General features: G+C 36.9%; 33 protein-coding genes and 3 pseudogenes. 13 read left to right on the top strand and 23 right to left on the bottom strand.

What is annotated here, in order from left to right; all coding sequences use genetic code 11:
• Both ACTJKA_RS08285 and ACTJKA_RS08280 read right to left on the bottom strand, forming a co-directional pair.
• Positions 1-206 (bottom strand): annotated as a pseudogene (locus ACTJKA_RS08285) (aspartate phosphatase); the annotation flags it as partial.
• Between the two features lie 226 nt (positions 207-432).
• Positions 433-570: pseudogene (locus ACTJKA_RS08280) on the bottom strand (CatA-like O-acetyltransferase); the annotation flags it as partial.
• 602 nt (positions 571-1,172) lie between these two features.
• Between ACTJKA_RS08280 and ACTJKA_RS08275 the strand changes: the two are divergent.
• Entirely contained in the window at positions 1,173-1,388 is a 216-nt protein-coding gene (locus tag ACTJKA_RS08275) for a hypothetical protein (protein WP_265154116.1), read from the top strand.
• A 525-nt stretch (positions 1,389-1,913) separates the two neighbouring features.
• Here the strand turns inward: ACTJKA_RS08275 and ACTJKA_RS08270 are convergent.
• The 4 genes from ACTJKA_RS08270 to ACTJKA_RS08255 form a co-directional block, all read right to left on the bottom strand.
• Complete coding sequence (locus ACTJKA_RS08270) at positions 1,914-2,138, bottom strand: hypothetical protein (RefSeq protein ID WP_265154115.1); 225 nt, start codon at positions 2,136-2,138, stop codon at positions 1,914-1,916.
• A gap of 134 nt (positions 2,139-2,272) precedes the next feature.
• Complete coding sequence (locus tag ACTJKA_RS08265) at positions 2,273-2,494, bottom strand: hypothetical protein (RefSeq protein WP_268357714.1); 222 nt, start codon at positions 2,492-2,494, stop codon at positions 2,273-2,275.
• 347 nt (positions 2,495-2,841) lie between these two features.
• On the bottom strand, positions 2,842-3,366 hold the full coding sequence (locus ACTJKA_RS08260) for a hypothetical protein (RefSeq protein ID WP_265154113.1): 525 nt from the start codon (positions 3,364-3,366) through the stop codon (positions 2,842-2,844).
• Positions 3,367-3,463: 97 nt separating this feature from the next.
• Entirely contained in the window at positions 3,464-3,934 is a 471-nt protein-coding gene (locus tag ACTJKA_RS08255; RefSeq protein WP_268357713.1) for a hypothetical protein, read from the bottom strand.
• Between the two features lie 599 nt (positions 3,935-4,533).
• On the opposite strand from ACTJKA_RS08255, the gene ACTJKA_RS08250 reads away from it, so the two are divergent.
• The 5 genes from ACTJKA_RS08250 to ACTJKA_RS08230 all read left to right on the top strand — a co-directional run bounded on the left by ACTJKA_RS08250 (position 4,534) and on the right by ACTJKA_RS08230 (position 6,333).
• Positions 4,534-4,695: a helix-turn-helix domain-containing protein gene (locus ACTJKA_RS08250; RefSeq protein WP_320443019.1), complete on the top strand. Its 162-nt coding sequence runs from the start codon at positions 4,534-4,536 to the stop codon at positions 4,693-4,695.
• 173 nt (positions 4,696-4,868) lie between these two features.
• Positions 4,869-5,087 (top strand): hypothetical protein, encoded by a 219-nt coding sequence (locus ACTJKA_RS08245; RefSeq protein WP_265154110.1) that lies wholly within the window; start codon positions 4,869-4,871, stop codon positions 5,085-5,087.
• A 12-nt stretch (positions 5,088-5,099) separates the two neighbouring features.
• Positions 5,100-5,264: a hypothetical protein gene (locus ACTJKA_RS08240; RefSeq protein WP_265154109.1), complete on the top strand. Its 165-nt coding sequence runs from the start codon at positions 5,100-5,102 to the stop codon at positions 5,262-5,264.
• Positions 5,265-5,281: 17 nt separating this feature from the next.
• Entirely contained in the window at positions 5,282-5,605 is a 324-nt protein-coding gene (locus ACTJKA_RS08235; protein ID WP_265154108.1) for a hypothetical protein, read from the top strand.
• 182 nt (positions 5,606-5,787) lie between these two features.
• Complete coding sequence (locus tag ACTJKA_RS08230) at positions 5,788-6,333, top strand: tyrosine-type recombinase/integrase (RefSeq protein ID WP_265154107.1); 546 nt, start codon at positions 5,788-5,790, stop codon at positions 6,331-6,333.
• Between the two features lie 142 nt (positions 6,334-6,475).
• Here ACTJKA_RS08230 and ACTJKA_RS08225 read toward each other — a convergent pair whose 3' ends face one another.
• Positions 6,476-6,601 carry a hypothetical protein gene (locus tag ACTJKA_RS08225; RefSeq protein ID WP_265154106.1) on the bottom strand — a complete coding sequence of 42 codons (126 nt, stop codon included), beginning with the start codon at positions 6,599-6,601 and terminating at the stop codon, positions 6,476-6,478.
• Positions 6,591-7,718: a tetratricopeptide repeat protein gene (locus ACTJKA_RS08220; protein ID WP_265154105.1), complete on the bottom strand. Its 1,128-nt coding sequence runs from the start codon at positions 7,716-7,718 to the stop codon at positions 6,591-6,593. Before ACTJKA_RS08220 ends, ACTJKA_RS08225 begins: the two co-directional genes overlap by 11 nt.
• Before the next feature lie 482 nt (positions 7,719-8,200).
• Between ACTJKA_RS08220 and ACTJKA_RS08215 the strand changes: the two genes are divergently transcribed.
• The 3 genes and pseudogenes from ACTJKA_RS08215 to ACTJKA_RS08205 all read left to right on the top strand — a co-directional run bounded on the left by ACTJKA_RS08215 (position 8,201) and on the right by ACTJKA_RS08205 (position 11,034).
• Positions 8,201-8,692 carry a hypothetical protein gene (locus ACTJKA_RS08215; protein WP_265154104.1) on the top strand — a complete coding sequence of 164 codons (492 nt, stop codon included), beginning with the start codon at positions 8,201-8,203 and terminating at the stop codon, positions 8,690-8,692.
• A gap of 513 nt (positions 8,693-9,205) precedes the next feature.
• A pseudogene (locus ACTJKA_RS08210) lies at positions 9,206-10,692 on the top strand (T7SS effector LXG polymorphic toxin).
• 15 nt (positions 10,693-10,707) lie between these two features.
• The gene (locus ACTJKA_RS08205) at positions 10,708-11,034 is read left to right on the top strand and encodes a hypothetical protein (protein WP_265154101.1); all 327 of its coding nucleotides are present in this window, start codon (positions 10,708-10,710) and stop codon (positions 11,032-11,034) included.
• Positions 11,035-11,055: 21 nt separating this feature from the next.
• Here the strand turns inward: ACTJKA_RS08205 and ACTJKA_RS08200 are convergent, their stop codons facing one another.
• The 13 genes from ACTJKA_RS08200 to ACTJKA_RS08140 all read right to left on the bottom strand — a co-directional run bounded on the left by ACTJKA_RS08200 (position 11,056) and on the right by ACTJKA_RS08140 (position 18,302).
• Complete coding sequence (locus ACTJKA_RS08200; protein ID WP_265154100.1) at positions 11,056-11,211, bottom strand: hypothetical protein; 156 nt, start codon at positions 11,209-11,211, stop codon at positions 11,056-11,058.
• Between the two features lie 72 nt (positions 11,212-11,283).
• A complete protein-coding gene (locus ACTJKA_RS08195) occupies positions 11,284-11,466 on the bottom strand; it encodes a hypothetical protein (protein ID WP_073980085.1) in 183 nt (60 codons plus the stop codon).
• 501 nt (positions 11,467-11,967) lie between these two features.
• On the bottom strand, positions 11,968-12,387 hold the full coding sequence (locus ACTJKA_RS08190) for a hypothetical protein (protein WP_268357712.1): 420 nt from the start codon (positions 12,385-12,387) through the stop codon (positions 11,968-11,970).
• 157 nt (positions 12,388-12,544) lie between these two features.
• Complete coding sequence (locus tag ACTJKA_RS08185) at positions 12,545-12,907, bottom strand: hypothetical protein (RefSeq protein ID WP_035390066.1); 363 nt, start codon at positions 12,905-12,907, stop codon at positions 12,545-12,547.
• 30 nt (positions 12,908-12,937) lie between these two features.
• Complete coding sequence (locus ACTJKA_RS08180) at positions 12,938-14,596, bottom strand: ribonuclease YeeF family protein (protein WP_268357748.1); 1,659 nt, start codon at positions 14,594-14,596, stop codon at positions 12,938-12,940.
• 238 nt (positions 14,597-14,834) lie between these two features.
• Positions 14,835-15,320, bottom strand: a complete 486-nt coding sequence (locus ACTJKA_RS08175; RefSeq protein ID WP_268357711.1) for an SMI1/KNR4 family protein — start codon at positions 15,318-15,320, stop codon at positions 14,835-14,837.
• Positions 15,321-15,331: 11 nt separating this feature from the next.
• Entirely contained in the window at positions 15,332-16,045 is a 714-nt protein-coding gene (locus tag ACTJKA_RS08170; RefSeq protein ID WP_265154095.1) for an HNH endonuclease signature motif containing protein, read from the bottom strand.
• A gap of 60 nt (positions 16,046-16,105) precedes the next feature.
• On the bottom strand, positions 16,106-16,300 hold the full coding sequence (locus ACTJKA_RS08165) for a hypothetical protein (RefSeq protein WP_265154094.1): 195 nt from the start codon (positions 16,298-16,300) through the stop codon (positions 16,106-16,108).
• A gap of 100 nt (positions 16,301-16,400) precedes the next feature.
• Positions 16,401-16,784, bottom strand: a complete 384-nt coding sequence (locus ACTJKA_RS08160) for an ArpU family phage packaging/lysis transcriptional regulator (RefSeq protein ID WP_265154093.1) — start codon at positions 16,782-16,784, stop codon at positions 16,401-16,403.
• A 70-nt stretch (positions 16,785-16,854) separates the two neighbouring features.
• On the bottom strand, positions 16,855-17,055 hold the full coding sequence (locus ACTJKA_RS08155) for a hypothetical protein (RefSeq protein ID WP_265154092.1): 201 nt from the start codon (positions 17,053-17,055) through the stop codon (positions 16,855-16,857).
• 157 nt (positions 17,056-17,212) lie between these two features.
• Positions 17,213-17,623, bottom strand: a complete 411-nt coding sequence (locus ACTJKA_RS08150) for a hypothetical protein (protein WP_265154091.1) — start codon at positions 17,621-17,623, stop codon at positions 17,213-17,215.
• 1 nt (position 17,624) lies between these two features.
• Positions 17,625-17,849: a hypothetical protein gene (locus tag ACTJKA_RS08145; protein ID WP_265154090.1), complete on the bottom strand. Its 225-nt coding sequence runs from the start codon at positions 17,847-17,849 to the stop codon at positions 17,625-17,627.
• Between the two features lie 96 nt (positions 17,850-17,945).
• Positions 17,946-18,302 (bottom strand): hypothetical protein, encoded by a 357-nt coding sequence (locus ACTJKA_RS08140; RefSeq protein ID WP_268357710.1) that lies wholly within the window; start codon positions 18,300-18,302, stop codon positions 17,946-17,948.
• 230 nt (positions 18,303-18,532) lie between these two features.
• Between ACTJKA_RS08140 and ACTJKA_RS08135 the strand changes: the two genes are divergently transcribed.
• From ACTJKA_RS08135 to ACTJKA_RS08120, 4 genes are all read left to right on the top strand, one after another.
• Positions 18,533-18,865, top strand: coding sequence for a helix-turn-helix domain-containing protein (locus tag ACTJKA_RS08135; protein WP_265154088.1), 333 nt, complete (start codon positions 18,533-18,535; stop codon positions 18,863-18,865).
• Positions 18,866-18,899: 34 nt separating this feature from the next.
• Positions 18,900-19,541 carry a hypothetical protein gene (locus ACTJKA_RS08130; RefSeq protein ID WP_265154087.1) on the top strand — a complete coding sequence of 214 codons (642 nt, stop codon included), beginning with the start codon at positions 18,900-18,902 and terminating at the stop codon, positions 19,539-19,541.
• 84 nt (positions 19,542-19,625) lie between these two features.
• Complete coding sequence (locus ACTJKA_RS08125) at positions 19,626-20,144, top strand: ImmA/IrrE family metallo-endopeptidase (RefSeq protein WP_268357746.1); 519 nt, start codon at positions 19,626-19,628, stop codon at positions 20,142-20,144.
• 87 nt (positions 20,145-20,231) lie between these two features.
• Positions 20,232-21,467, top strand: coding sequence for a tyrosine-type recombinase/integrase (locus tag ACTJKA_RS08120; protein ID WP_265154086.1), 1,236 nt, complete (start codon positions 20,232-20,234; stop codon positions 21,465-21,467).
• A gap of 693 nt (positions 21,468-22,160) precedes the next feature.
• On the opposite strand, the gene ACTJKA_RS08115 is transcribed toward ACTJKA_RS08120, so the two are convergent.
• Both ACTJKA_RS08115 and ACTJKA_RS08110 read right to left on the bottom strand, forming a co-directional pair.
• Positions 22,161-24,950 (bottom strand): phage tail tape measure protein, encoded by a 2,790-nt coding sequence (locus ACTJKA_RS08115; protein WP_440607686.1) that lies wholly within the window; start codon positions 24,948-24,950, stop codon positions 22,161-22,163.
• Positions 24,947-25,174: a hypothetical protein gene (locus tag ACTJKA_RS08110; protein ID WP_440607685.1), complete on the bottom strand. Its 228-nt coding sequence runs from the start codon at positions 25,172-25,174 to the stop codon at positions 24,947-24,949. Before ACTJKA_RS08110 ends, ACTJKA_RS08115 begins: the two co-directional genes overlap by 4 nt.
• Positions 25,175-25,207: the final 33 nt, after the last annotated feature.

The following is a 25,207-nucleotide window of genomic DNA, read 5'->3' as shown; positions in this document are numbered from 1 at the left end:
GAGGGTTTAATATAATCAAGCATAAGCTGATGACGAAAGCACATCAATTGATAGTAAATCAGTAAATCCTGGTCTTCTTCCATTCGTTCAATTTCTTGTTCTACCTCAGCTTTCAAAATCTCTGCATCTGAAACACTAAATTAACGAATCATTTTATACCATTCATTTATTTTCACACCAACATGTGAAGAAAGGACCTTCTCCATCCCCTTACTCCCCTTCCACAAGATTGCCTTATATTACATTTATTATGACATACAGAAATTTACAAGACACCGAAAAGAAACCGCAAAAAGAACCATTGTACATCAATAAACCTTTGGCACATGTCTTTATCATCACAAAACTAAAAGGCAGACTCATTTCAGTCTGCCTTCACCTTCTAGATTTCCATGAGAATACCTTTTGTCTTCAGGTAATTTGCATTGAATCTAGCCTTTTTTCTTTTAATATTGCATACAATTTCGTGATGTCTAGATCGATCACCAGACTATATGAGCATCGGGTTACCGTCATATAATGATGAAAGTGCTCTTTTCTCAGATAATTTTCATCTATTTGTTTAAACATTTTTTATCTCCTCCTGAATGTAATTTCATGTATTCAGGAGGAGACTTTATCTGTTTTTACCACCACAATCATCCTTTCAAGAGTTATGTCATGTTTCAGTCTATCACTAGTTTGAATTATAACGTTTTCATTCAGTGACTGCCATAAGCTTGGCATGAGATAAAGTTCCAGCAACGCTTGATACATAAATTTGTCCAACATGAACGTCTCTATTAATATATGTTTTCTTTGCTGAAGTATTCATTCTATTAGTATGTCTATAGAAGTTAAACTAGACGAACTCGAATAGAAAAGCACATTCATCTTTTAAATTAATCTTTAACGTCTTTTCCCGCTCATCTTTAAGCTTAAATCCCCTGATGATTATAAGGAATTTAAGGATTTGTAAACCTTTAGCTCCTTGATCAGAGCATTTCGGACTTGTTTCTGATCGATCCTTTGCAGTAAACGCAATTGTATAGATTTCATCCTATCACTCCTTGAAATTTTCTTATAATCTATCTAACTCTGAAAACCATTCGTTTTTTTACAAAAATACCCTTGAATTTTTTATAAAATATAGGATAATTAAGGATGTCAAATTAAACTAGGGAGTGTTTTAAATGAGATTAAAAAAAGTTATAACTTGTTCCGCATTATCCATTGCTTTACTTCTTTCTACATCTTCTGCATCCGCTTCAAATTCTAGTGCAGACAGCAACAAGAGTCAAAAGATAAAAACTCCTCAAGCTGAGCTGAACACTATTCATCTAAAAGCCAATACACAAAAAGAAGCAATCATTTGTCTCTTTCCTCCTAAAAGATGCAAAAGAGGTTGATGGTGCTTGGACAGGCAAATATCAAGGTTGGTTTTAAAAATGAGATAGGAGGGTAACTCCCCTATCTCATTTTTAATTTTTAAGACATACAATGATCGAACTCCTTATTGGGGGCTGATGAGAGCATTAAAGCCGGACATGCTAGCGCTAAAACAATCTTACATATTAATATGGTCATTCTACAAATAAATTAAAAATTAACACTGCTGAACAATTTAATCGTTTTGTTACTAAAGAATACTGACAAACAATCTGGTGGATTAAGTTCGGCTCAATCAAAAGAAACTAAACAAATATTCGTTACTGAAATAACAAAGAAACCCTTGCTAAGCAAGGGTTTAAACGATGATTCCGACTGTGCTCGAACCTATCAAGGTAGATATGTAGAATCCTGTGATTATCACCGATATCCTATATTCACTTATAAACCTTGATACATAAGCTTTCCTTACCCTTCTGTATCCTCTGGTGTTCCTTCGTATTTTTTAAAAACCGAAAAAAATGTTACCTTCTTATACACCTGTTTTAAGCTTTATCACCATTAATATATTTCACTAACATAGCTGCTGCGTACATAAAGAATGCAGCGATTAAACCATTCACCATACTTCCAAAAACTACAATCAAAACCTGTCCTGCGTAATCTGTCCATTTCTTATCTGGAAATACAGCAATGTTCCATATACTTCTGAGCATATAGAATCCAGTCACAATGATAAAAGTCCAAACAATTAATTTTGATTTGAGCATTTACTGACAATCCTCCAACATCCATTTTCTTCTATGAAAACATGGGTTAATAATAAATCCTCATTCAATTCATCATGATCCATAGTCTTAGCTTCGTCTAACTCACGTTCTTAGTTTCTTGTCTTGTTATCCTTTCAAAACGTATATGAGCAATACACAGAATTGGTTTCTTCGTATGTTGAAAAATATTCTTGGTTCAAATAGCCCTCAAAGCCCAGACCAGCTTTAACTATATTTTTACTCTTATTTAGCATATCTCTTTGAATATCATCATCTCTCATGGTTGAAATATCGTCCATAAACATCGCATATAATTTAAATCTATTTTTCTCATATTCAAATCTAAGAACCTTCACTTTTAATCCTCCTAATTAATTTTCCTTAATTATACAGGGGATTTAGATTGAATGGAAAGAATATCGTAGTTTTAAACGACTGAACGCAAAAATGCGTTTTCATATAAGCTGATGTCATTTTAAATGACGGTAGGTATTTATGAGATCTCCACTGTAGGTTAAAACTATGTGATCTAGCTCCCCTCCTAAGTTAAACTTAGGCAGCTTAATACTCTCATTTAAAATGATAGTGGTGACCGTCATAGTGTTCCTATCATACTGATAGGGTGTCGGTTAAAACTACTCCCTTTGTAATACTGCAATTTACGATGAAGTAAACCCAGTATAAAAAAAAAGCAGGGGAGAGCCTAAACAATTTCAATATCATTCTTTTTCTCATCTTTGGCTTGGATAAGCAAATCTTTAAAATAATAAACTGTTGCTTTGTTGATACTGTCCATTATCACTGCCCAAGAAAACATTAGATAGATGAAAATTGGAATAATGCATATCATTACAATAGTTGCAGCATTGTCTAAACTGGATGCATTGGGATCGAATTCTATATTCCCAAGAATGTTACCAAGAGCAACAGCGATAATTGTTGACATTGCTCCAATAAAGAAGAAGAATCTTTTTTGATCATTAACATGATTAATCCTATCCATTCGAGCGATAGCGGCTGATATATCTTCCGTATCTAATGATTTTAGAATCATCATCTTCTTTTTATGTTCGAGATAATCTTGACCATCTCTAGGGAAGTTCTCTGTTATGTAAACAATAAGCCCACGTGAACTCAACTCCACCAAATTATGCTTTAAATTTTGCTTAGTAAACTTCTGTTTTCTAAATTCCTTAATTTCTTTATTTTCCTTCAGTGTGCTTCTCACTTATAGTCACCTCATGGATAATATCGGAAAAAAGACAGTGATTTTGAGTGCGAGCCTACTTAAAGCCTTCGATTAGAAACAGGGGGGAGGAAGAGAGTTAGTCACTTTCCTTTTCCGTCTTTGCTTCTAAAGCTTGTTCTAACATTTCTCGAAATGACAACACTGATGATGCGATATAGTTATCTTTGCTTATCGCTTTTTTGAAAATCATTAAAGTCGATACTGAAAATAAAGTGGCACAAAGAGTTATCATCACACGGACTTTCCATTCTGATGTAGAGAATGAAGTTATTGCTGGAACAGTAGCAGTTAACAATCCACTTATAAAGAATAAAATATGTTTGTTTTCGTATATTTTTTCAAATCCTTTTACTCTAGCTAAAGCAGTCTCCAAAACTACCTTATCGATCGATCTAAGTATCTCAATATTTTCCTGGAGATTCCCAGAATGGCTATCAAAAGAGAAGTGAGTTTTTATATAATTTATTAAATCTTTCCCATTCCAATTTAAAAGCCTATCTTCCAATGTTTCCTTATCAATTTGTCTCATACAATTTTCACAATTCATTCAAAATCACCTCAACAAAATTATCGGCAGAAGGGGAGGATTATTAAATGATGGCATAGAAAAACCCCACGAGACTAACCTAGTCAAATGGGACATAAAAAACACCCTTCTTCGGTTCTAACATCCTCAAATCGGTTAAGACTTCCCAGCTTCAATAGATGCGTAACGACCTCAGCAAGCGTTTCTAAGTCTGCATATGGGACGTTTCTTCCTATATACCAGATCGTTCCCTCATCGTAGTTACCATCAGTTCGTTGAGTGATTTCAGCTAAAACGATTTGTCCATCACATTCCCCTATCTTTAACAATGATTGCTGAATAAAGATTGTTAATTTCCTGTGTATTGAATTTGGTTTGAACGATTGTGATATGGTTCAATTTGATCACCTCACTCTCGATTTGTTTCATATCAAATTTTCGTATGTAATCATTTTATTCAATATTATATTAAGAAACATTGCCGATGTTTTTTTGATATAGGAGTTTTTTGTTTCTGATATAACGTAATTGTTTGTTACAATTCGAATCGTTATAATGAATTTGAAATGAGGTGTGTGTATGTTTGAAGTTCGCTTGATACAACTTAGAAAAACTAAAAAATTAACCCAGGAGCAAATGGCAGAAAAAAAGGTATTCATAGAGCAACTTATGCGAATTATGAAAGAGGATATAGACAACCAGATTATGATACATTGATTAAAATTGCCGACTTCTTTGAAGTTACAACTGACTATCTCCTCAGAGGCGAAGACGTTCACTAAAAAGAGATTGATGATCAAGCTATTGAAGATGATGAAAAAGACGATATTCTAGTGTATGCCCTCAAACAAATTAATGGACTTGAAAAAGTAATCAAAGACCACCTAAATAAGAAAGATAAGGGTTAGTTTCGCCTTTTATTAAACAAAACTGCAATGGCCAGAGATGTTTTAAATTGAAAGATATTGCCCCTAAGTTAATTGTAAAAATCTTAGAAATAACAGATGAAATCAAACTAGATATAAAAGAAATTAAATCTGCAATGAAAACAACTGAAGAAATCACATCAACGCTGAAGTTAATCAAAGAGGAACATGACAGGCAACTTAAGACCCTAGACAAGATTGAGGGATCTTTGGAGCGAATTGAAAAGGAAAACCAATACAAAGTTTAGAGGTGAGGCTATATGGCTGAAGCCGAACAAATTCTAAAAGCTATTCATGAACTTTCAGTACAATTAAAAGAAATTGAATGCAATATTGTTGAATTCAGTAATGAAGTAAAAGATGAATTCAATCAGATAAATGAAAAATTAGATAGACAAATGATCACTTATATTAATGTGAGATAAAAGGATGGTGACTATATATGTCACAAAATCAATTCATTCAGTTCCAAAAAACCAATGGTTTAGACGATGAAGACGTTCAATTCCTCATCACTCTCTCAGGAGCATTTTGCACCTGTGAAGAAGAAAACAAAAAGGCATATGATATAACAAGGACAGCGTTCATTAGACACTTCGGTGAAGAATTAAACCTTTCAGATATTGAAGGAAACACTAGAGAAGAATATGAAAAGATCATTGATCAATTTCTAAGCAAGAAGAACAAAAAGATCAATGTAGATGAACTTTTACAATCTTTTTATGCTGCGGATATGATGGATGGATTAAAAAAGAAATTCAATTAATGGCCTTCATTTGAAGGTCTTTGTATTACCATCATTTATATGTAGGCGCCTCTCTCCCCCATCTTCCCTAAAATTAAACTGAGAAATTCTAAAAAGGAGTTACATAATGCTAAAAGCAACTAGAGAAAACTGGAGATAAGTATTTGAAGACTCAAAAAAGAATACAACAGATATATTAACCTTTGAAAATCGATAAAGCTCTAAAAAAAGAACATAGAACTAAACAAGAAGAAGAAAAAGAAAAGTACGCTGATATATACAAAGATCAGGATTTGATATTCTGTACACTTTATGGAACACCAATGAACCCATCTAACATACGAAACAGAATAATGAACCCTGCAATAGAGGAATCAGACGTTACCAAGATACGATTTCATGATCTGAGACACACTTGTGCAACGATCTTATTATTGAATGGCGCACCTGTTAAAGCAGTGAGTGAAAGACTGGGACATAAAAGTATAAAAGTAACACTTCAAACATATGCTCATGTACTACCTTCAACAAGCCAACAGATTGCTGATCAAATGGATGGAATTTTAAATTTGACCACACTAAATTCCAGTTTGGTTTTTATTATGGTAATGTTACCTTTTTGTTCTAAGAAATACAAAAGCCACTCTCGATTATCTCGAGAATGGCTCTGTATCAACGTCTTTTCATATGATTCCGACTGGGCTCGAACCAGCGACCTCTACCCTGTCAAGGAGAATGTCCTTATCTGAAGCAAACAGACGTTCTCTGAAAAAGACTGATTTAATAAGGTTCTATGATGACCCTTTCTGATTAAAAATTTTCATTTCTGAACAAAACTGAAAGGGTTGGTCCCCAATCCGTCCCCATAAAAGCCTCCTTTTTAGGAGGCTTTTATGTTTGTTTTCTTGAAGCAATTTCAATGCTACCGTTATCACTTTTTGATTGTGATGGAATACCAGCTGCAGAAGCTAGAACAATGACTGCCAAAGCACAAAAAACAACTTTTTTAATACTCATACAGACAGTCTCCTTTCAGAATTTTTGTTTGTGTGTCCAACATCTTCATTAAGAATTCATTTGCTGCTTCATGATCATCTTTAGATTTGAACATAACCGCCACATCATAAGACAGCTCTTCTAAGTAAGCATAAATTTTGTTCTCATCTAAGAAATGAAAGACCTGTTTAATTTGGTCAACATTAACTTTATCAACATATAGAGCTTTGATAAAGTGGAACAATTGTTTGTATAACTCATCCTGATATTGAATAGAAATAGAAAGACCATAATCAAGAATATCCTTTCCTTGTTTATAGTCGCCTTTCTTCATTAATAAGGACGACAGAAAATAAAGTGAATGTGGTAAGTTGTCGTACCGCTCATTTTCGTTGATTTGAACAGCCTTTTCACAAAAATAAATTGCCTGATCTGTATTCCCCAAGCATTCATAGCAATCAGCAAGATTATAATATGCGGATGAGATCAGCCTATTGTTTTTTGTTTCCTCTGCCATCTTCAACGATTTCTCTAAATGAGGAAGGGCCTTCTCACTATATTTCATATCATCATAGTTACCTGCAATGACAAATGAACATTGGATTTTCCTCACTTTATACAAATCATATTGTTCGTATATCTTCATTGCTTTCAATATGTGGTGCATAGAGACATGTGTTTGTTTCATAATGTAATAGGCTTCGGCTACTTTATAGTGGAATTCAGCTTTTTCAATTTCGTCAGTGACGACATCAAGTTTATTTTCAGCTTTTCTATAATACTTTATTGCTTCTACATATTCTTTATTACTAAACTCGTACATACCTGTAAAAAATAAATTGTAATACTCTAACATTCCGGTGAGCTTTTCTTGAGAAGATTCTATCTGATTTAGGAGGGTTGAAATTGAAGGTCTGTTTTTATTAAAGTCTACTGGCTGAATGTAATCTAGCATAATTTGATGGCGAAAACACATCAATTGATAATAAATGAGCAGATCTTGATCCTCTTCCATTTGTTCAATTTCTTCTTCTACCTCAGCTTTCATAATCTCAGCATCTGGAACACTGAATTGCCGAATCATTTTATACCATTCATTTATTTTCACACCAACATGTGAAGAAAGAACTTTCTCCATCCTGTACTCTCCTTCCACAAATTTCCCTTATATTACATTTATTATTACATACAAAGATTTACAGCACACCGCAAAAAAACCGCAAAAAAGAACAAAAAAAGAGCTCCTGCAAAGGAGCCGTGTGAGTAATACATGAGTAATAGTGGTTTGATAAAGAAGTAAGTAAATCATTGAAATATACGGATTTTTTATATCCCGGTTCCGTAAGAATCCCACGATCTATGAGCTAAAAAGGAAAACGGGTAGGGATGAGCCGACGATTCGTAAGGCTGTTAAAAACTTAGTTTCTCGCAAGGAGTTAACGTGGGATAAGGAGAAAAGAGAATGGCGGTTTAAATAAGAACATTTCACAATCTCGTCACAAACGGCGGGATTTTCATTTAGTATTTTTTTACCATTTTTATAAAAAGCATGGAAAATAAAACCTGTTAATTGTTACCATACAGGTGTGGGACAATACTTTTAGGGGGAGGATGTTTAGTATGAACGGTTTATTGCGTAAGCTAAATGTAAAACTTACACTTGTATTAACACTTATTGTGACTCTTGGAATCACTTCTTCTTTTGGTCAAGCATCAGCCAAAGAACAATGGGACCCTCAAAAACAACAAAGAATTGCACAGGCTATTTTCGAAGCTGCTGCATACAATGAACTAGATAAAACTTTTTCTTTTGATGAATCCAAAGTTATCAAGGTTGGATTGCCAAAAGACATCGCACTAGAAATCAAAAATCATTTAGAGTCATTGGTTGGGGATGATGCAGAAAAGGTTTATGAAGACCAATCAGCCGCAAAACAAAAAGGTGAAATCACAACTATGGTTGCACCTCTATTGATTTGGGCAGCCAAAGTGTTAGCTGGTGCGGGTCTTGCGTGGCTAGGAAAAAAACTCTTGGATATGGGTGGTCACGAATTTTGCAAACGTTACAAGAACGAAAATAAAACAACCAAGTATGTTTGCAAATTCCTTTAATTTTTGAAAGGAAGTGGTTTAATTGAAAAAAACAAATTGGTTTCTGTCTGTGTTTATAACTGCTTTAATCTCCTTTGTAATTCAATCGGGATTAAGTAAATTTGGTGTTATTAACATGTCCAATATTTGGGCAGACTTAGTTAGTTGGATTATAATTTTCTTTGTCGTTTTCATTGGCGTTGAAGCATCTTTTAGGACGATCAATAAAATGAAGCATCGAACTGAATAAAGACAAACAAAAAAGCCCCTCCAATAAGGAAGGGCTTCTCTGTTTACTTCAAGAGTGCTTCGAGTTTTGCTTGAGTCTTCGGACCATAAATGCCATCGGCAGCAAGACTTTTGTGAGAATGCACACATCCTCTAACTATTCTAAACTCGTTATTCCAACTTCTAGTCTTTATCACCTATGTAAATCGTTTCATTTTGACGGAATTTCAGTATTTATCCCCCAATCAATCTCCGTATAATGGTAAAATCGCTAATGATTGTAACCAAGCATTAAAGGAGAATGCCATGAAAACGTTAGATGTTCAGGCTTTGCATCATGGAATTGATCAAACCCTGACACAGTTAAAACAACAATCACAACATATGAAATCCCTTGAAAGTCAAATCAATCAAATCATTTCATTAGATGGCGCACTAAAGGGTGAAGCTGGAGAAGCGATCCGAGCCTTTTATGCAGAGTGTCATATCCCTTTTTTGCAATTCTTTCAAATCACGATTGAAGAATACAGTTCCGCACTCCAAAAGATAAAGAATGCACTTCACGCATTTAAATCAAATGAAAATGGCTTTATCTCACAATCATTTCTCGAACATGAGCTTGATCAAGGTTTAAAAAATGCCGAACGGGTCGTTTCTGATATCGTGTCAGATGCTAACAGCGCCATCGGCAAAGTCAGCCATATCATTGATTTACCAAGTGTGGACGAGTCCGCTTTTCAAGCCAGCTACCAAAAAGCATGGATGAACATCTCAAAAACCATCGGAACGCTCCACGCCTTTGACAGAATGAAACCAAGAGCTCCATCCAAACAATGAAGGAATACATAGACACTCTAGGCAAGATGTTTACTGGCCCGAAAATCGGAATCACCAGCTATCAAAAAGACTCCATTCTCAAAGATGAGGAAGACAAAAAAATCAGCAGCACCATCAGTGGATTGAATAAAAAAATAGACAATCCCGATGAAAACCCGATGATGGTCATGCTAAAAAAGCTGAATGAAAAAGAACACTCAAATGTGGATACGGTTGTAAATAGGAAACCATCTAATAAAATCAATCAAAACGCCGTGTTCGTAAATGGAAAAGTATATAATACAAATGAAAAGATTGACTTCGCAAATGCCAAAACAGTTGAAGTTATTCGAGATGGAATGCTATATCGGTTACGAATATCGGATCAAAACAAAGTGAATATTGAAAGCATCACAAAGATTTCTGACTTGAAAACGGGTGAACAAACCTCAAACATCTTAAATACGGCGGTTGAATTTACAGGAATAAATGATGCAATTCGAGTCATCACAGGGAGAGACCCTGTAACAGGTGACAAAGTCGCTGAAATGGACCGTCTAGTATCAAGCTTGTACATGATACCAGGGGCTAAAATCGCTAAAGTTGGAAAGTATCTTTTTAAAATGCTGAAAGGTGAAAAAACAGCTAAAAAGATTAAGAATACGGCTAAGTCTACTGTTAAACCAGTCTCAAATATGAATGAGTTTTTTGATATGTCATTTGGAAAATCAATAAGTAATTCCTTAACAAAAACAAAAGTAAAGTACGACGGACAATCAATTTATAAGGTAGATAAGAGAACTGATAATCAATATCTGAAAAAGGGTTATGGACTTTATCTCGACGCATTACATAAGGACCATTTAGAGATAATTGATAAGACAGGGAATGTGAAGTACGTTCTGAATTTAGATGGTACTTTAAACACTGACAAGACTAAAAAAGCACTTGGACGATTTGTTAAGGGCTATAAATAATAGGGGGGTATTTATATGTATAAGAAATTAGAAGGAATATTAGACATACTAGGTAATCTTAATGCACGTACTAACATTGTCAAAGAAGAAGATTTAGATGAACAATACGAAAACCTTGAGGATTTCACGATGTTAACTAAAGAATTAGATAATATATTAAATAGTTTTGATTCATTAGATAAGAACAATGTTGATGAAATAGAGAAAATGTTATTTGAACTTCATAGAATTATTACAACGTTTGAATGGCATTTTTCCGAAATAAGTGATTTAAATACAAAAGTTTTAAAAAAATACCATGACAAAGTCAATAAGACTAATAATGAGAACCCTAGTATATAGCAGATGGTATTGAATAAAATATCAGAGAAAATCCCCTCCAATAAGGAAGGGCTTTTCAGCTTTGCGCGCTCCATACATATTGACGATGTTACCAATTCGTACAACCTTATCCTCTCCGATTTTGTGATTTGCTTTTGTTGGATTTGCAGATACGCCAAATCCTGATGCCATGCTCATCAATTTTTGCGCTCCTATCCCTCACCAAAGCACCTGCAGCCATACACCCAAAAGACGACTGTTCCCATTAGGTTATCTTTTTCTCCGGATACGGCCGCCTTGTCTTTGATACGTTTCGCGTCTCGTTCCCATGATTTCTTCCCAATCCCTATTCGTAATGGGATCAGCATCGTTCTCCTTCTTTCTATTAGAACCAGGAGCAATGCTTTTAAATTGCTTTAATGTCTCTTTAGAAACAGAATCCCTGATCTTCATGTTCATACTCTCCTTGCCGAATAAGCACCGCCTTACGCTATTCGCTTAAATAGATTTTGAAATGATGACTACACTCCGAGAGGATGCCAAGTACAGTCAATCATCAATTAAAATGAAAAACTGTCCCCGATACGGCCGCCGCAGACCAGCTGCTATCCAGGCTCAGAATGTCCCTCTCGTTTGGCCACATTCCTCATCACCTTTGTTCCGTATCCAGATACGCCATTGATAAGGGAAAGACGCGTCTCCCAATAAAAAAAGCGGACACCAATCAAGGCACTTATAGTGCTCAATGATCAGCGTCCGCAGGTTCTTCCTTCTGGACAAAATATTCACGTTGATTTGCTTGTCTCTATCATACGATGACCGACGTATGAAAAAAGGTCCCCATTTTATCCCTATTTTTGTCGGCTTTTTCTCAACTTAAAGACAAATAAAATAAACAAAAAAAACCTTGAAAGGCTTAAAGCCACTCAAGTTTTTTTATAATATCATTATGAACTAATTTGAATTCATTTTTGAAAGGAAATCTTGAAGAACTAATTTTACTGGTGAATTCTCAGTAGTAGCCAACACATGATTTGCACGTTCTAAAATTTGAGGATGCTCCAATATCAATTTTTTTCTTTCTTCAATTGGAAAACTTCTCAATGTATCAATACAGATCTCAAATAGTTCTTTATCATTGATATTCAACAAATCTATTAAAATATTTAACTCATATTCATTGCACTCATTATCCAGACAGTACGCAATTTTCCGCTGCCACTCTATTGGCTTATTGCGTACCTGATTTGATAATTCTTCCCAATCGTTTAGGCTAAAATACGAGAGTATCTCACTTACTAGTATATACCCTTCATCGTACCAAGAATCTACCGTTGTATCAGCGGATAAAAGTTTATCCAGTTCTATATACATTTTTAATGCTCCAATTATGGTTCCACATATTTTTCTTTTTAAGCATTGTTTGGTTTTTATTCATTATAAGACCACCACCATCAAGCATGTACTGCTCTTAGAAACGGCAAAACAGAGAAGTACTAGCTTTATTAACCTCGTAGAAATACATACAGTTTTATTTCCACCAGTTAGATGTAATTTCTTTCAAATGAAATTCTATAAAATCTATCACTTTGCTATAGTCATCAGAGCTAAACTCCTGAATAGGATTGTCCCAATCTGTATTTTTAACTATTAGAACAAGATAGTTGCCATCTGAAGATAAATCGGGATACCAACCTAAGTCCAATGTTATTGATGATTTCTCATGATAAAGCTGTAACAAACTTTCAGTGAACATAAACCATCTTTCATCTTCTGTTTCTAACTTTCTAGGGTCAATTTCCCAAAAATGATTATAACGGACATTCCAACCTTCAGTTATCCTCAAGGGATGGATGTTTACTTCCGGAATATCAAGTTTCACATGCTTTCTCATCTTTATCCAACCTCTTTGTTAATTTTATAGTTATTTTATTCCTAATTTGTTTAAATACTTATTTAATCTATCACCAGCTATTGGATGACCGTGATACACATTACCACTCGTTAGTTCTCCTCGAATCCAACTAGTAGATTTTCCATTATCATAACCAACAACTTTACCAGTATCATAAATGAAGTAAAAATTATTATTGCCATTATCAATGATATGCCCTCTTTGAAGAGCTTCTTTTTCTATCGCTTTATTATTTATTTCAGGTAGGTATTGAGCATTTCGTCTTCCGGTTTCACTAAAACGTTTCGCTTCTTCAGCAGTTCTAGCCTTTAAATGCTTATTATCATGATGAGAATATACTGCGCTATTTATCTTTATTCTAAAATCTTTTCTACCATAATAACTTTTATGAGCAATTTCATCATGCCTTTTTGAAATATTAGGTATACCTGAACTCTTTACACCCATCTTCCCATGAAACCCTTTTGCCCCAAACGGCAAAAGCATCCCAAGCGCTGCATTCATACTCGCTTCCTGCTGTTCTTTCGAGATCTTATTTCCAAACATATCTCGACCCGTAATCGCTTCGCTGAAGCCGTTTGTTGCGGTGAGGCCATATAAGCCTTTTTGTGATGTTTTTAAGGCGTCAAAGGATTTTTGTGATGTCTTGTAAATATCGACCGCTCTTACTGCAGCTGATGTGGCTTTAGAAGTTTTATATATCGCTTTTCCGCCTTTAAAAATGCGCCCTGCCCAGCCGACAATTGGGATGTAGCCGGCTGCCGCCATGCCGCCTGCGGCGACACGCTGGCCTGACGTTAGTTCTTCACCTGTGATCGGGTCAACACCTGTAGCGGCACGTTTTGCATCGTTCACGCCAGTCAGTTCATTTACGATGTTTCCACCATAATCGAGCGCTTTTTCATACCAAGAACGGTTGGCGAGGGTCTCTTCTTCCTTTGCGATCTCACGGGCTTCTTCTTGTTCTTTTTTGATTTTGAGATATTCAGCAGTTTGCTTCTCAATATCGCTTTTTGCCTTATAGATTTCACTATCTTGAAATGCTTTTTTATCAAAATTCATAGGTGAAATGGATTTCCCGTCATTCGTAGCATTGATCATTTCTGCATACAATGCCATTGTAGCCTTCTCCTCAGTCTCTGACAAAGCATATTCATCTTTTAGATTTTGATCAAGCTCTATTAAATCTTTAACCGTCTTTTTTCGTTCGTCTTCCGCATCTGCAATCTTTTCATCAAAGGTTTTACTATCAAATACCTCTAGAGATATGAGGTCATCAATATCTTGAAAAATCGTTTTGAGTGCCTTTTTTTGATCCTTCACAATGCTTTTGGCATTCTTGATTCCCATATGTACAGCGTTGTCTAAAAAGTGTTCTTCTACAAAGGTGTCGCCGCCAAAGTTTGTATCATCAAGTGTCCCAGAAACACCTTCATGAAAGGCTTTTTGCTTATCAATAAAGCTGATAAACATGTCCACATTTCCTGCGAGCTCTTTGTAGAAACTTTTTATGTTATCCGCACCTTTCCCAGTGAAATCATCACCCAGGTTTGCCACGCCTTGAAGTTCCCTTTTTAAATCAACCATTTGTTCGCGGAGTTCCTGATAATGTTTCGCCCTTGCGTCCATGGCACTGGTTAGTGCTTTAGCATCAAGTATCTTCCCCAGCAGAGTTCACTCCTTCCTATTCATTGACAAGGTCAATTTTACCAACACAAAACTTGTCATTAAATAGGAATAAAGATACAAAAACACAATATAAAAGCGGGCACCCATTGAGGCACTTAAAGGCCCAATGATCAGCATCCGCAGGTTCTTCTTTCTGGACAAACTAAAATATTCATGTTGCTTTTTCTCGGCATTGTAAATAAAAAAAGTGCCCATAAACATGGACACTTTGATTCTATTATTCCCAAAATGCATCGCCTTCCGAATCAATATACTTCTGAAGGAAAGTTTCAAAATCTACATCAAGCAGCCTATACTCTAAACCGTCTTCAAAGAGATAAAGGTTGGGATTTTCCTTATTTAGTATCAAGTAGCACCCTTCAAAAAGAGCGGCAATAGCTGTTCCATCAACCTGATCAAAAAAATCATTAGACAACTCGGATTCGATTTCTTCTAAACTGAAAACGTGTAATCCTCCACCCACCTTGTTCCCAAAAACTATGTCTTCAAATATTCTTGCTCCATTATGTAGACATAAAAACTCTTTGAGATCGTCAGGCAATGCGTGATGTTTCTTTTCAAATTGTTTTATATTATCTTGATCGGCTGGGGCATTGAAGGTACAGCACTTTTCATAGACTTCACCGTCTACCGAGAATTTGATGATGTTCTTCTCATCTAATTGATTTTTAAGCTTTTCTAATATCTGCACGATCCTACTCAATCTTTCACCTTCTATCTATATCCTCTCCACCAAGGAGAAACCTCTTGTTGATGCAGCGTTCTTGTGAGTGCATATAAGTTACCCATTTTATTATCTCCACCATATTCTAAAGGTATAACATGGTGTATGTCTAAACCAGACCAATCCCATTTAGGATCTCCGTATTTACCAATATACCATCTGATATATTTATTACGGATGTCCTTATCTCTCTTAACCCTATCTTCAGGCTTATACCATTTCATATTTGCTTTTGTTGGAGCCGGCAATGATTTACCACTATAACTATTATGAATTTGCGGATATTGATAAGCATTTTTATTAACTAAATATGTTTCAGTTGTACTCTGTTTAGTTCCTGGGGCACTTCCGACCCAACCGGCAGTTAGTATATCGGATTTGTACACAAATTTCGTTTTAACCATCTTATACGTTTTTGATTTTGTAGCACCAACTTTTATCTGAGAACCTGTAAATTCTTTAGTATACGTTGAAATTTCGTTATATTTCCCCGCATAGTCATCTCCTACAAAAAGAGTGCTACCTACAATTACAATAACCGGCTTTGCTTTGCCTATAATGCTACGAATTGTGGAGCTATGAGTAATTGCCTTTTTCGATTGATCTAACTTAAACAATGTATCAATGACAATTGTATTCGCGACTTTAGTATTAGCGTCTGGAGTCTTATTAGTATTTTTATTCTTAGTGGATGGTTGCAGCACTACGGTGTCACCCTGTGGCATATTTCTTTGAGGTGGATCATGAGGTTGGTTTTTAAATTGTTATCTTGCTTGATCAATAATATCAGATTTACTCTGTATTTCTTTTGCATGTCCATTTTCGTCAACTTCTAGTACATGTGTCTCTTTGTATGTTGTGATACCGTCCTTTGATTGACTAGCTTCCGCATCACTTGTCCATAACCATGCCGTCAACAGAAAAACCATAAAGAAAATCGAATAAGCAAATTTCTTCATTCTGATACTCCTTTTCCAAATTATTTACAACAAATCAAATATACAATATATGTATCTATTATTAAATGATCCTAAAATACCTTATATATGAAAACAGCACTCATATGATTCCGAGTGCTGTTGAAAGATTAAACGTTGCTTGCTTCTTCAATTTGTAATACCGGTCTTTCTTCAGACCCAGTTCTTCACACACCTCCAAATCCTTCACCACACGCGGTGTCAGGTATTTCATTCGGATGATGTCTTGCTCTATTTCGTCTAGGCTGTTTTCTAGCGCTCTTTCTATCTGCCGGACCTTCAGTTCATTTAAAACTTCCTGATTTCTAAGAGAAGGAAAAAGACCTGTTGCACCGTTTGCCTCCTGTTCTTTTCTGTTTTCTTCCTTAACCTTCAGGGCCCTGTAGACCTTCAACTCTTTGATCAGAGCATTTCTGACTTGTTTCTCATCGATCCCTGGCAGTAAACACATTTGTTCAGCTCCCATTTCCTCAACCTCCTATAAACAATGAGAGACATAGACCAGGGCAATTTTGCACTGATCTATGTCGTATGATTTATTCTTCTATTGGAAAGACTCTGATCTCAAACGCATTCTCCAACGGCAGATATATAGCTGACTCGTATTTATATTTATCTCCATCTAAATCAGCAATCCCATACTTAGCAACTAAACGAATCAAGTTATCAACCTTTTTAATATCAATCGGTTGAATAGATATTTCTTTATAATTGTCATCAACAATTCGTACATTCATCATTTCTTGACCTCCTCGGCATATTCTTGCAGCTGCCTTTCAATAGTTTCCACAGGTACAAGAGGAAAAGCAGTTTTTTCCCACAAGATAAATTCACATCGCTTATCATCAGCGTCAGGGAAATACTTTTTTATTAAGTCATTCCATGTTCTGATTGTCATTTCCGCACCTCGAAAGCGGGCGTGTAGATATGGTCTTTAACGCCTGTCCAGTTTTTGTTTTTGTAAATCGTCATTTTGATCCGATGCGTGCCAGCAGTGTGATTGACTGTGTAAAATTCCTTTGTAGGTGTGGCGGTCTTGAACGACCCCACTAGACTAAACCGCTGATCTTTCCATTTGCCACCTACTCGTTTTTGCAAAGTGAAACGATAATAGACCGTTTCAGAACCAGTTTTACGCGCTGTGACATCAATGCTTTTAGCACGTGGGGTGTACGAATTAGCATCCGTTGATACGCTGATTGTGTGTCCGGCCACAGTTTTATATCCGCTCGTTACAGCTGCAGCTGACGGCGCACAAAGCACCGCAGCCACAATGATAGATAGTGTGATTAGTTGTTTTTTCATCTTATTCACCCTCCGTTTTTAACAGTTCCGGATTTTTATAGATGTTTCCGATGCGTTGATAGTAATTAAGCTCAATCATTGAGTTTTGAACGAGATAGTCAGGTACAACTTCAAAGCCATCTTCATCAGTGACTTTTGGGTTTACCGCTTCCGCATAAAAACCTACACATTTTGAAGGCTCGTACTCATCGCCACTCCCATCCTGTTCATATTTTCCTAATTTCACATTTGTTTCTTATCAAAATAGCTTACTGTATCCATTCGTTTTCTCAAGTCCACAAATTTCACAGACACATTCCTGCTCATAGCTGTTCCTTCCAACCTATTTTTCTTTTTCCTTGTGCCATTCGTGCTTACATTGTTTTTGCAGTTCACTTTTTTGTTTAACTAATGGTTCGATTTTTTTCTTTCTAAACTCTCTAGTTTCATTTTCAAACTGCTCGATTTTCTTGTTAAATTCATCTAATTCTTCAATTAATGTTTCTTCGTCTTTAAACGGATTTTTAGATAGCAGTTCCCAGTCTTGCTCTAACTTTACTAACGTTTCAAAGTCATACCCCTTAAATACATCGTCATATATCTTGAGCTTATAATACATTTCTCCAAGCATATGAGTGTAATTCACAAGCTCAGCAATGCTTCCAGTTCTTTTATTTTTAAAATATAGCTCTAATGGCAAGACGGGTACAACAGGACGTCTGTCTGTGTAAATAATCTCTACCCCATCTTGCGTTTGTTTTTCTAAAACATGTTTACCATCGCTCTAAAAGTAACGTTACGTTACAATTATAATAGTATCATTATGTTACAAAATCAACCCCTTTGAGAAAAAAGTTTCTTTTTGTTACATACACTTATATGTAACTAAACGTTACGTTAGAATGTATTTATTAAAGGGTAGGTGATAAAATGTTTCCAGATAATTTGAAAAAAATTAGAAAAGAAAAAAAACTAACGCAACAATATATGGCAAATAAACTTGGTATCTCCAGACCAGCATATACAGCGTATGAATTAGGGAAAAGAGAGCCAGATCATAATACGTTAATAGCAATATCGAACATTTTAGATGTCTCGATTGATTTTCTTCTCAAAGGTAGAAACAGTGTTGATGAACAAGCAAGTCGAATATTAAATGATCCGGAAACATTAATCGCTTCTCGAGATGGAGAAATTACCGAAGAAGAAGCTCGCGAATTATTAGAATTAATCCTTAAAAAAGGTTTTGGTAATAAAGATTAAATTCGGAGTTATAAATACAGGGGGATCAAATTAAATGAAAAAAGGAAGATTGTTATTTCTACTGATTTTTTGTTTAGTATTCCTTGGTGCATGCGGTAATAACGATACTGCTGGTACTGACGAAAAAGACACAGAGGAAAAACAAAAGACACCAAAGCAAGGAGAATACGTTGATGGTCCTTTGACAAAAGTTGGTCAAAAGAATAAAGGTGAGGACAACGAAATATATGAATTAAAAAATATTAAAGTTGTTGATGAAACGACTGACCTTGATCCATTGTCAATAAATATCAAGGACGTAAAAATTTTGAGTATATCTAATATTTCAGATGATCTTCTCGAATCGTATCAACAGGGGCTTAAATTGAAACTTAAAAACCCCGTTAATTACATACAAATTTCTTTTTCAGCAGAGAACAAAGGGAAAATTGATTTACTATGGCCACAAATATCACATGTTATCTTGAACACAAAAGAACAAGTTAACGCTAAAGAAAACCAACTACTTGACTCTGGAGAATGGGAACTATATTCAGGAGCAAAAAAGGATATAACTCAAGGTATACCTTTTGAAAGTGATCCTAAAGACATAAAAGAAATCACTTTTGTTTTTGACAGCTCCGTTGGTAATGGAACTACTGTTACTGATGAAAAAAAGGTTAAAGTCAAATTTTAAATAGATACTCAATTCGAGTATTTATTTTTTTAAAATAAAACACGAACATACATTCTTACTTTGGGGGGATTTTTCTTGAAATACATGTATTCCGCATTAGAAATAGAAGTGAAAGATATTTATAGCCAATTACTTTTAGATGAAATGAACCCATTAAATATTGAAGTAGTGGCCAGACACTTTGATATTTCTCTTATTTATAAATCAGCAGAATCAAAGGCAATTAGTATCCTAAATAAGAAAGTTATTTTCATTGACGAAAGGAAAAACTCATTTCAACAAAAAGAAGATTTTTGTCATGAACTTTGCCACATTTTAAAACACACTGGGGCACAGAATAATACACATTATCTCTTTAAACAAATGCAAGAAAATCAAGCAAATGCATTCATGTATCATTTTGCAGTTCCAAGTTTCATTTTAAATAAAATAGATATGCCCAACTCCATATATGAAGCTGTGCCCTTTATATCAAGACGTTTTGGAGTTTCATTTGACTTTGCACATCATAGACTGGAAATGTTCTATCGTAACCTGATTAATTTTCCAAACTATTACAATCAGATTCAGAACAAAACAATGCTTGAATATGCTTTTTATTAATGTGTAAGCTGCAATGTTTTAGTTATTCAAAAAGAAAAAAGACTCTAAATTATTTGTTGTAGATTTCTCATAGTAGGAGTGATTTATATGGCTAGCATTGAAAAAAGAGGAAGTAATTCTTTTAGATTAGTTGTTGAAACTGGTTACGATGTAAACGGAAAAAGAAAGAAAAAAACTAAAACCATTCGCATAGAAGATACTAAACTATTAAAGACGAAAAGAAGATTGCAAGAGTATCTATCAGATCAGCTCTATCAATTTAAAATCGAAGTTTCTTCTGAAGAATACATAGAACCTGAAAAATTAACATTTGAATCTTTTATCGCTAAGTGGAAAGAGAAGAAGCTTTATCAAAAGAGCGGAAAACCATACTCTCTCACTACTTCCGATGTATATTGGGGACATTTAAAAAATCATGTTCTCCCTGTCTTTGGCAATAAAAAAATGGAACAAATAAAAAGCCTTCATATTGTAGATTTTTTAGACAGTTTAAAAAAAGATGGCGCACGAAAGGATGGAAAATCAGAAGGTTTAAGCGGAGCCACTATCCAAAGCATTTTTAAAATTTTACAAGTTGTTTTTAAAACGGCTACTGAAGAATGGAAGATCATTAAAGTTGATCCTATGAAAGGACTTCCTCAACCAGAACATGAAAAGCAAGAAATGAACTATTTTGAAGCTGACGAAGCTGCTGAATGTATAAAAATCTTGTATCAAGAAGTTGATATTAAATGGAGACTTTATTTTTTAGCTGCTATGATCGGCGGTCTAAGACGCGGTGAAGGTCTTGCACTTGAATGGCATTTGGATGTTGATTGGGATCTCGGAGGCTTTCATATTAATCGTTCAATTTCAAAGACAGTTGATGGCAAACCCTATGTTAAAGAACCTAAAACAAGAAGTTCTAAACGTTTTGTAAAGATGCCTAACTGGTATATGGATGAATTAAAGCAGTACCATATCATGTGGAAAAAAGAAAAACTATTAGTTGGTGACTTATGGGAAGGAGATGACCACCAATATTTATTTCATAATGGCTTTGGTGAACCTTATTATTACACAACCCCTACTTCCAAATGGTCAAAAATCAAAAACAAACACAAATTAAAAAACATTCGACTACATGATTTAAGACATACAATGGTCGCTCTCCTTTTAGAGGCAGGTGAGAGCATTAATGCTATTCAGAAAAGAGCCGGACATGCTAGTGCTAAAACAACCTCAGATATTTATGGTCATGTAACAAACAAATTAGAATTTAACACTGCAGAACACTTTAATCGTTTTGATCCTAAAAATACTGAGAAACAAACTGGTGGATAAAGTTCGTCCCCAATTCGTCCCCAATCAAAAGAAACAGAACAAATATTCGTTATCAAAAAAACAAAAAACCCTTGCTGCGCAAGGGTTTCAACGATGATTCCGACTGGGCTCGAACCAGCGACCTCTACCCTGTCAAGGTATACGATAAGTCTCCGGTAAGTCAGTCGGTAAGTCAAACGCTTAATAATACGGTATAGATCGTTCGCTCTCGTTCTGTTAACTCGTATTATACAGCGTAGCGCCTCTATACTGCAAGAAATATTTTCCTCACGTATCTATTTTACGGCATAAAAAATGGGCCCCGCCCAATTAAGGACGAGGCTGCGTATTGAATTACGCGTTTGTCTTACGATCTAACATCAACTGAAGTATATACGAAATCGCGATAAGTACCGCTGAATTAAATATAGGCGAAGTTATGTCTCTAACGATTTCCATTAATCGGATCGGCTTGGCTATTTCGCCTTCTGATACGTACTGAGTCGCGTTATAATACATCGTACTTTCTATGTTCGTTAATATACCTACCGCCAGCAATACCCACGCAAGAACGAATAGGACTTTCGGAAACACCTTAATCATGGAATTATCCCCCTTCTATGTATGAATTTATTATACGCTGTTCTTTATATCGGCATCAACGTAAATATGTAAACGGCCACGCATTATTAGTCGCAATGGCCGTCGTTTTCTTTAGTAACTACTTCGATCGATTTCGTCCATTTGTCGTCTGCTTACATGTGGTTCGACTAAACGACCGACAATTTCCGAATCCATAATCACGGTGCCGCCTTTGCTCGCTTTGAGCGTGTTATCCATCGATTGTAAAAGGCGTGTTACTTCGGAAGAAGCAAACGGCGCACCATTACCGACATTGGCCGTATGTCCAGCGTCTAGCATTCGGAATAGATTCGCCTGCTGCGCTTCCGTCAAGACCATCTCGTTTCTTAGCGCGCGAATATCAACCTCGTGACTCATCGGACGGTCAATAAACTTCGATGCCATTCCGCCTGAATGTAGCTTGCCGGCCGGTTTACCGACGATGCCTCCGACGTGGTAAGTACCTTCGTTGCCTCGCCCACGGCTGACGGCTCGTTCAGTCTTACGGGTGACATCGTTAGTAAATATCGTGATGTATTTACTCAAGTCTTTGCCGAGTGCGTTATTCATTTTCTCCGCTTGGCTAGTGATATCGATAACTTTATTCTTCGTCTGATCTAACTGCGATAGTTCTTTTTCGATGGCTGCGAGTGATTCTCGATATTCAGCCGTCTTTTTATCCGCTTCAGTGGTGTTATTTACGAGATTAGCGCGCGCATCTTTCAATTTCATAATCTCTTTATCAAGAACGGCGACGCCTTGACCTTTCTTGGCGTTGAGACCGACTTGCTGAAGCGCTAATGCGACCTGCTTTTGCTTTACCTGGTCCAATTTTCCGAGTTCCTTTTGCGTTTCTCCGAGACTTTTGTTCTTCCCCTGAATTTGCTTCAATATCTCAGCGTATTGATCTTGCTTCTTCTTCAGATTGAACTTTTCAAGATCCAACTCATGCTGTGCCATCGAGATTTTTCCGGCATTACCTTCTTTCTCTGCACTCTGAAGTTCCATTTCTTTTTGAAGAATGAGGCTTTTTTGTTTAGATAGGTCGTCTTCTAAGTCGTTTCTTTCGCGTTTAAGTTTATTTATATCGGTTTGTAACTGCTCCACCTTCGCTAAGTTTTGGTCCTCGTTTCGTTCCGCAATTGTTGCTTGTTTCTCTAGTTCTATGCTTAGTTCTTCCGCTTTCTCCGCACTCAATCGTTTCATCGCCTCGGTATTCTTCGCGATCGCATTACCCTGCGCCGAGAAAGCCGCTTCAGTTTCCGGAGACTTCTTGATGATCTGATCGTTCAACTGTAGGAACCGGTCGAATTCTTCATTCGTAAGGCCCGAACTTTTACGCAAGCCGTCTTGTTCTGCGTTTAGCTTTTTAATCGCAGCCGAATCCTTCTCGTTAGCCAACGCGTCTTTGTTGTCTAAGTAGCGAAGAAGTTCATCGTTCGTTAGCTTCATCTTCGCCTGCAAGCCGTCGTACTCTTTAATCGTCTTGTTGATCCCGTCGACTTCCTTTTGCTTCGCGTTTGCTGCGTCAAGGCTGACGGTATTCATCGCTTTATAACCCGCACTAACCCCGACTAATAAGCCGCCAAGCACCGAAAGGCCCGTTATGATCCATCCTGCCGGCCCCATCGCCGCGAACAATCCACGTAATGCAAAGCCGAGCTTAATCGCCGAAGAAGCCGTCAAAGCGATCGCCGCCGACGTTCCCGCCATTGCAAACCCCGTAGCGATAACGCCCGGATTAATTTGGCTAATGACGCCAACCAGCTTCGTTCCTTGATCGACAACTGACCGTATGTGCGGCAAGAATTCGTTTCCAAGCTTAACGCCTACACCTTCGAGCGCCGACGTAAACTTATCGAATGAACCGTACAGGTTATCCATCTGCTGATCGGCAACTTTTTGCGCCGTGCCGCCGGATTCTTCGAGTGCTTTCGTGTATCTGCGTATTTCATCCGAACCTACCGCAAGCAACGATACGAAGCCCGACGCCGCTTCCGTTCCGACCAACGACGCGATAGCTGCCGTCTTTTCCGCCTGACCTAGATCGCCAAACTTCGAATTTAAGTGATCGATAATATCCGGCAACGACTTCATTTTTCCGTCAGCCGTTTCGACTTCGATGCCGTATCTCTGCATTACTTTGGCTGCGCGTCCTACCGGATTGGCAAGTCGCAACATACCCGCTCGTAATGCCGTACCGGCCATCGATCCTTGAATACCTGCGTCGGACATTTTCGCAACGGCTGCCGCTGTTTCCTCGAAGCTAAAGCCTAACGCAGTAGATACCGGTGCAACGTATTTCATTGCATCGCCTAGTTGCAGGAGATCCGTATTGGCCGTCGTCATCGTTTTCACTAGGACGTCAACTGCATACGTAGAATTTTCAGATGCGATTCCGAAGCCCGTCATGATATTCGATACGATGTCGGCGGATACGCCCATGTCGACGTTTGCCGCTGCCGCCATGTTTAAAACGGCCGGTAGCGAGCCTACTTGGTCTTTTACGCTAAAGCCCGCCATCGCTAAGTATTGAAGGCCTTGCGCCGCTTCTGTCGCCGTGAATTTCGTCGTTTCGCCGAGCTTTAGCGCGACGTTCTGAAGGTCTTGAAAGTCCTGTCCGGTAGCGCCCGAAATCGACTGAACCTTCGACATTGCTTGCTCGAAGTCGGCCGCGGTCTTGACCGATACGCCGATGCCTGCGACTACTGCGCCGCCTACCGCTAGGGCAGCCGTTTGGATAAGCCCCATTTGTTTACTAAGCGACTGCGCCGAATTGCCCATCTGCTGCATTTGGTTCTCCGCCTGTGAGACGCCGGCGCTGAATTGCGCTGAATCGAGTTCTAAACGAGCGACGATTTCGCCTACTGAAACCGCACTCATGATTCATCGCCTCTAGCTTTTGTTGCCCCTTCGAATAGTATTTCGAGACCCTTTTGATCGAACTTCGACAACTCGTCCAGAGCGTCATTTACTGCGATAGCCTGCTCCTCACTGAGATCGAAGTTTCCTTTGATTGCTTCATTATAAACCCATAAAAAAACACCGACCGCTCTGCCGGTTGCTTCGGCTTCTTGGTCGGTGACGATTAGTTTTGATTCACTCATTTAATTCGCACCCTCTCTTTATAGAAATAAAAA

The organism is Bacillus sp. 22190 (assembly GCF_052045575.1).
GTDB lineage: Bacteria > Bacillota > Bacilli > Bacillales > Bacillaceae > Bacillus > Bacillus altitudinis.
This window is presented reverse-complemented; position numbering and strand designations above follow the sequence as displayed.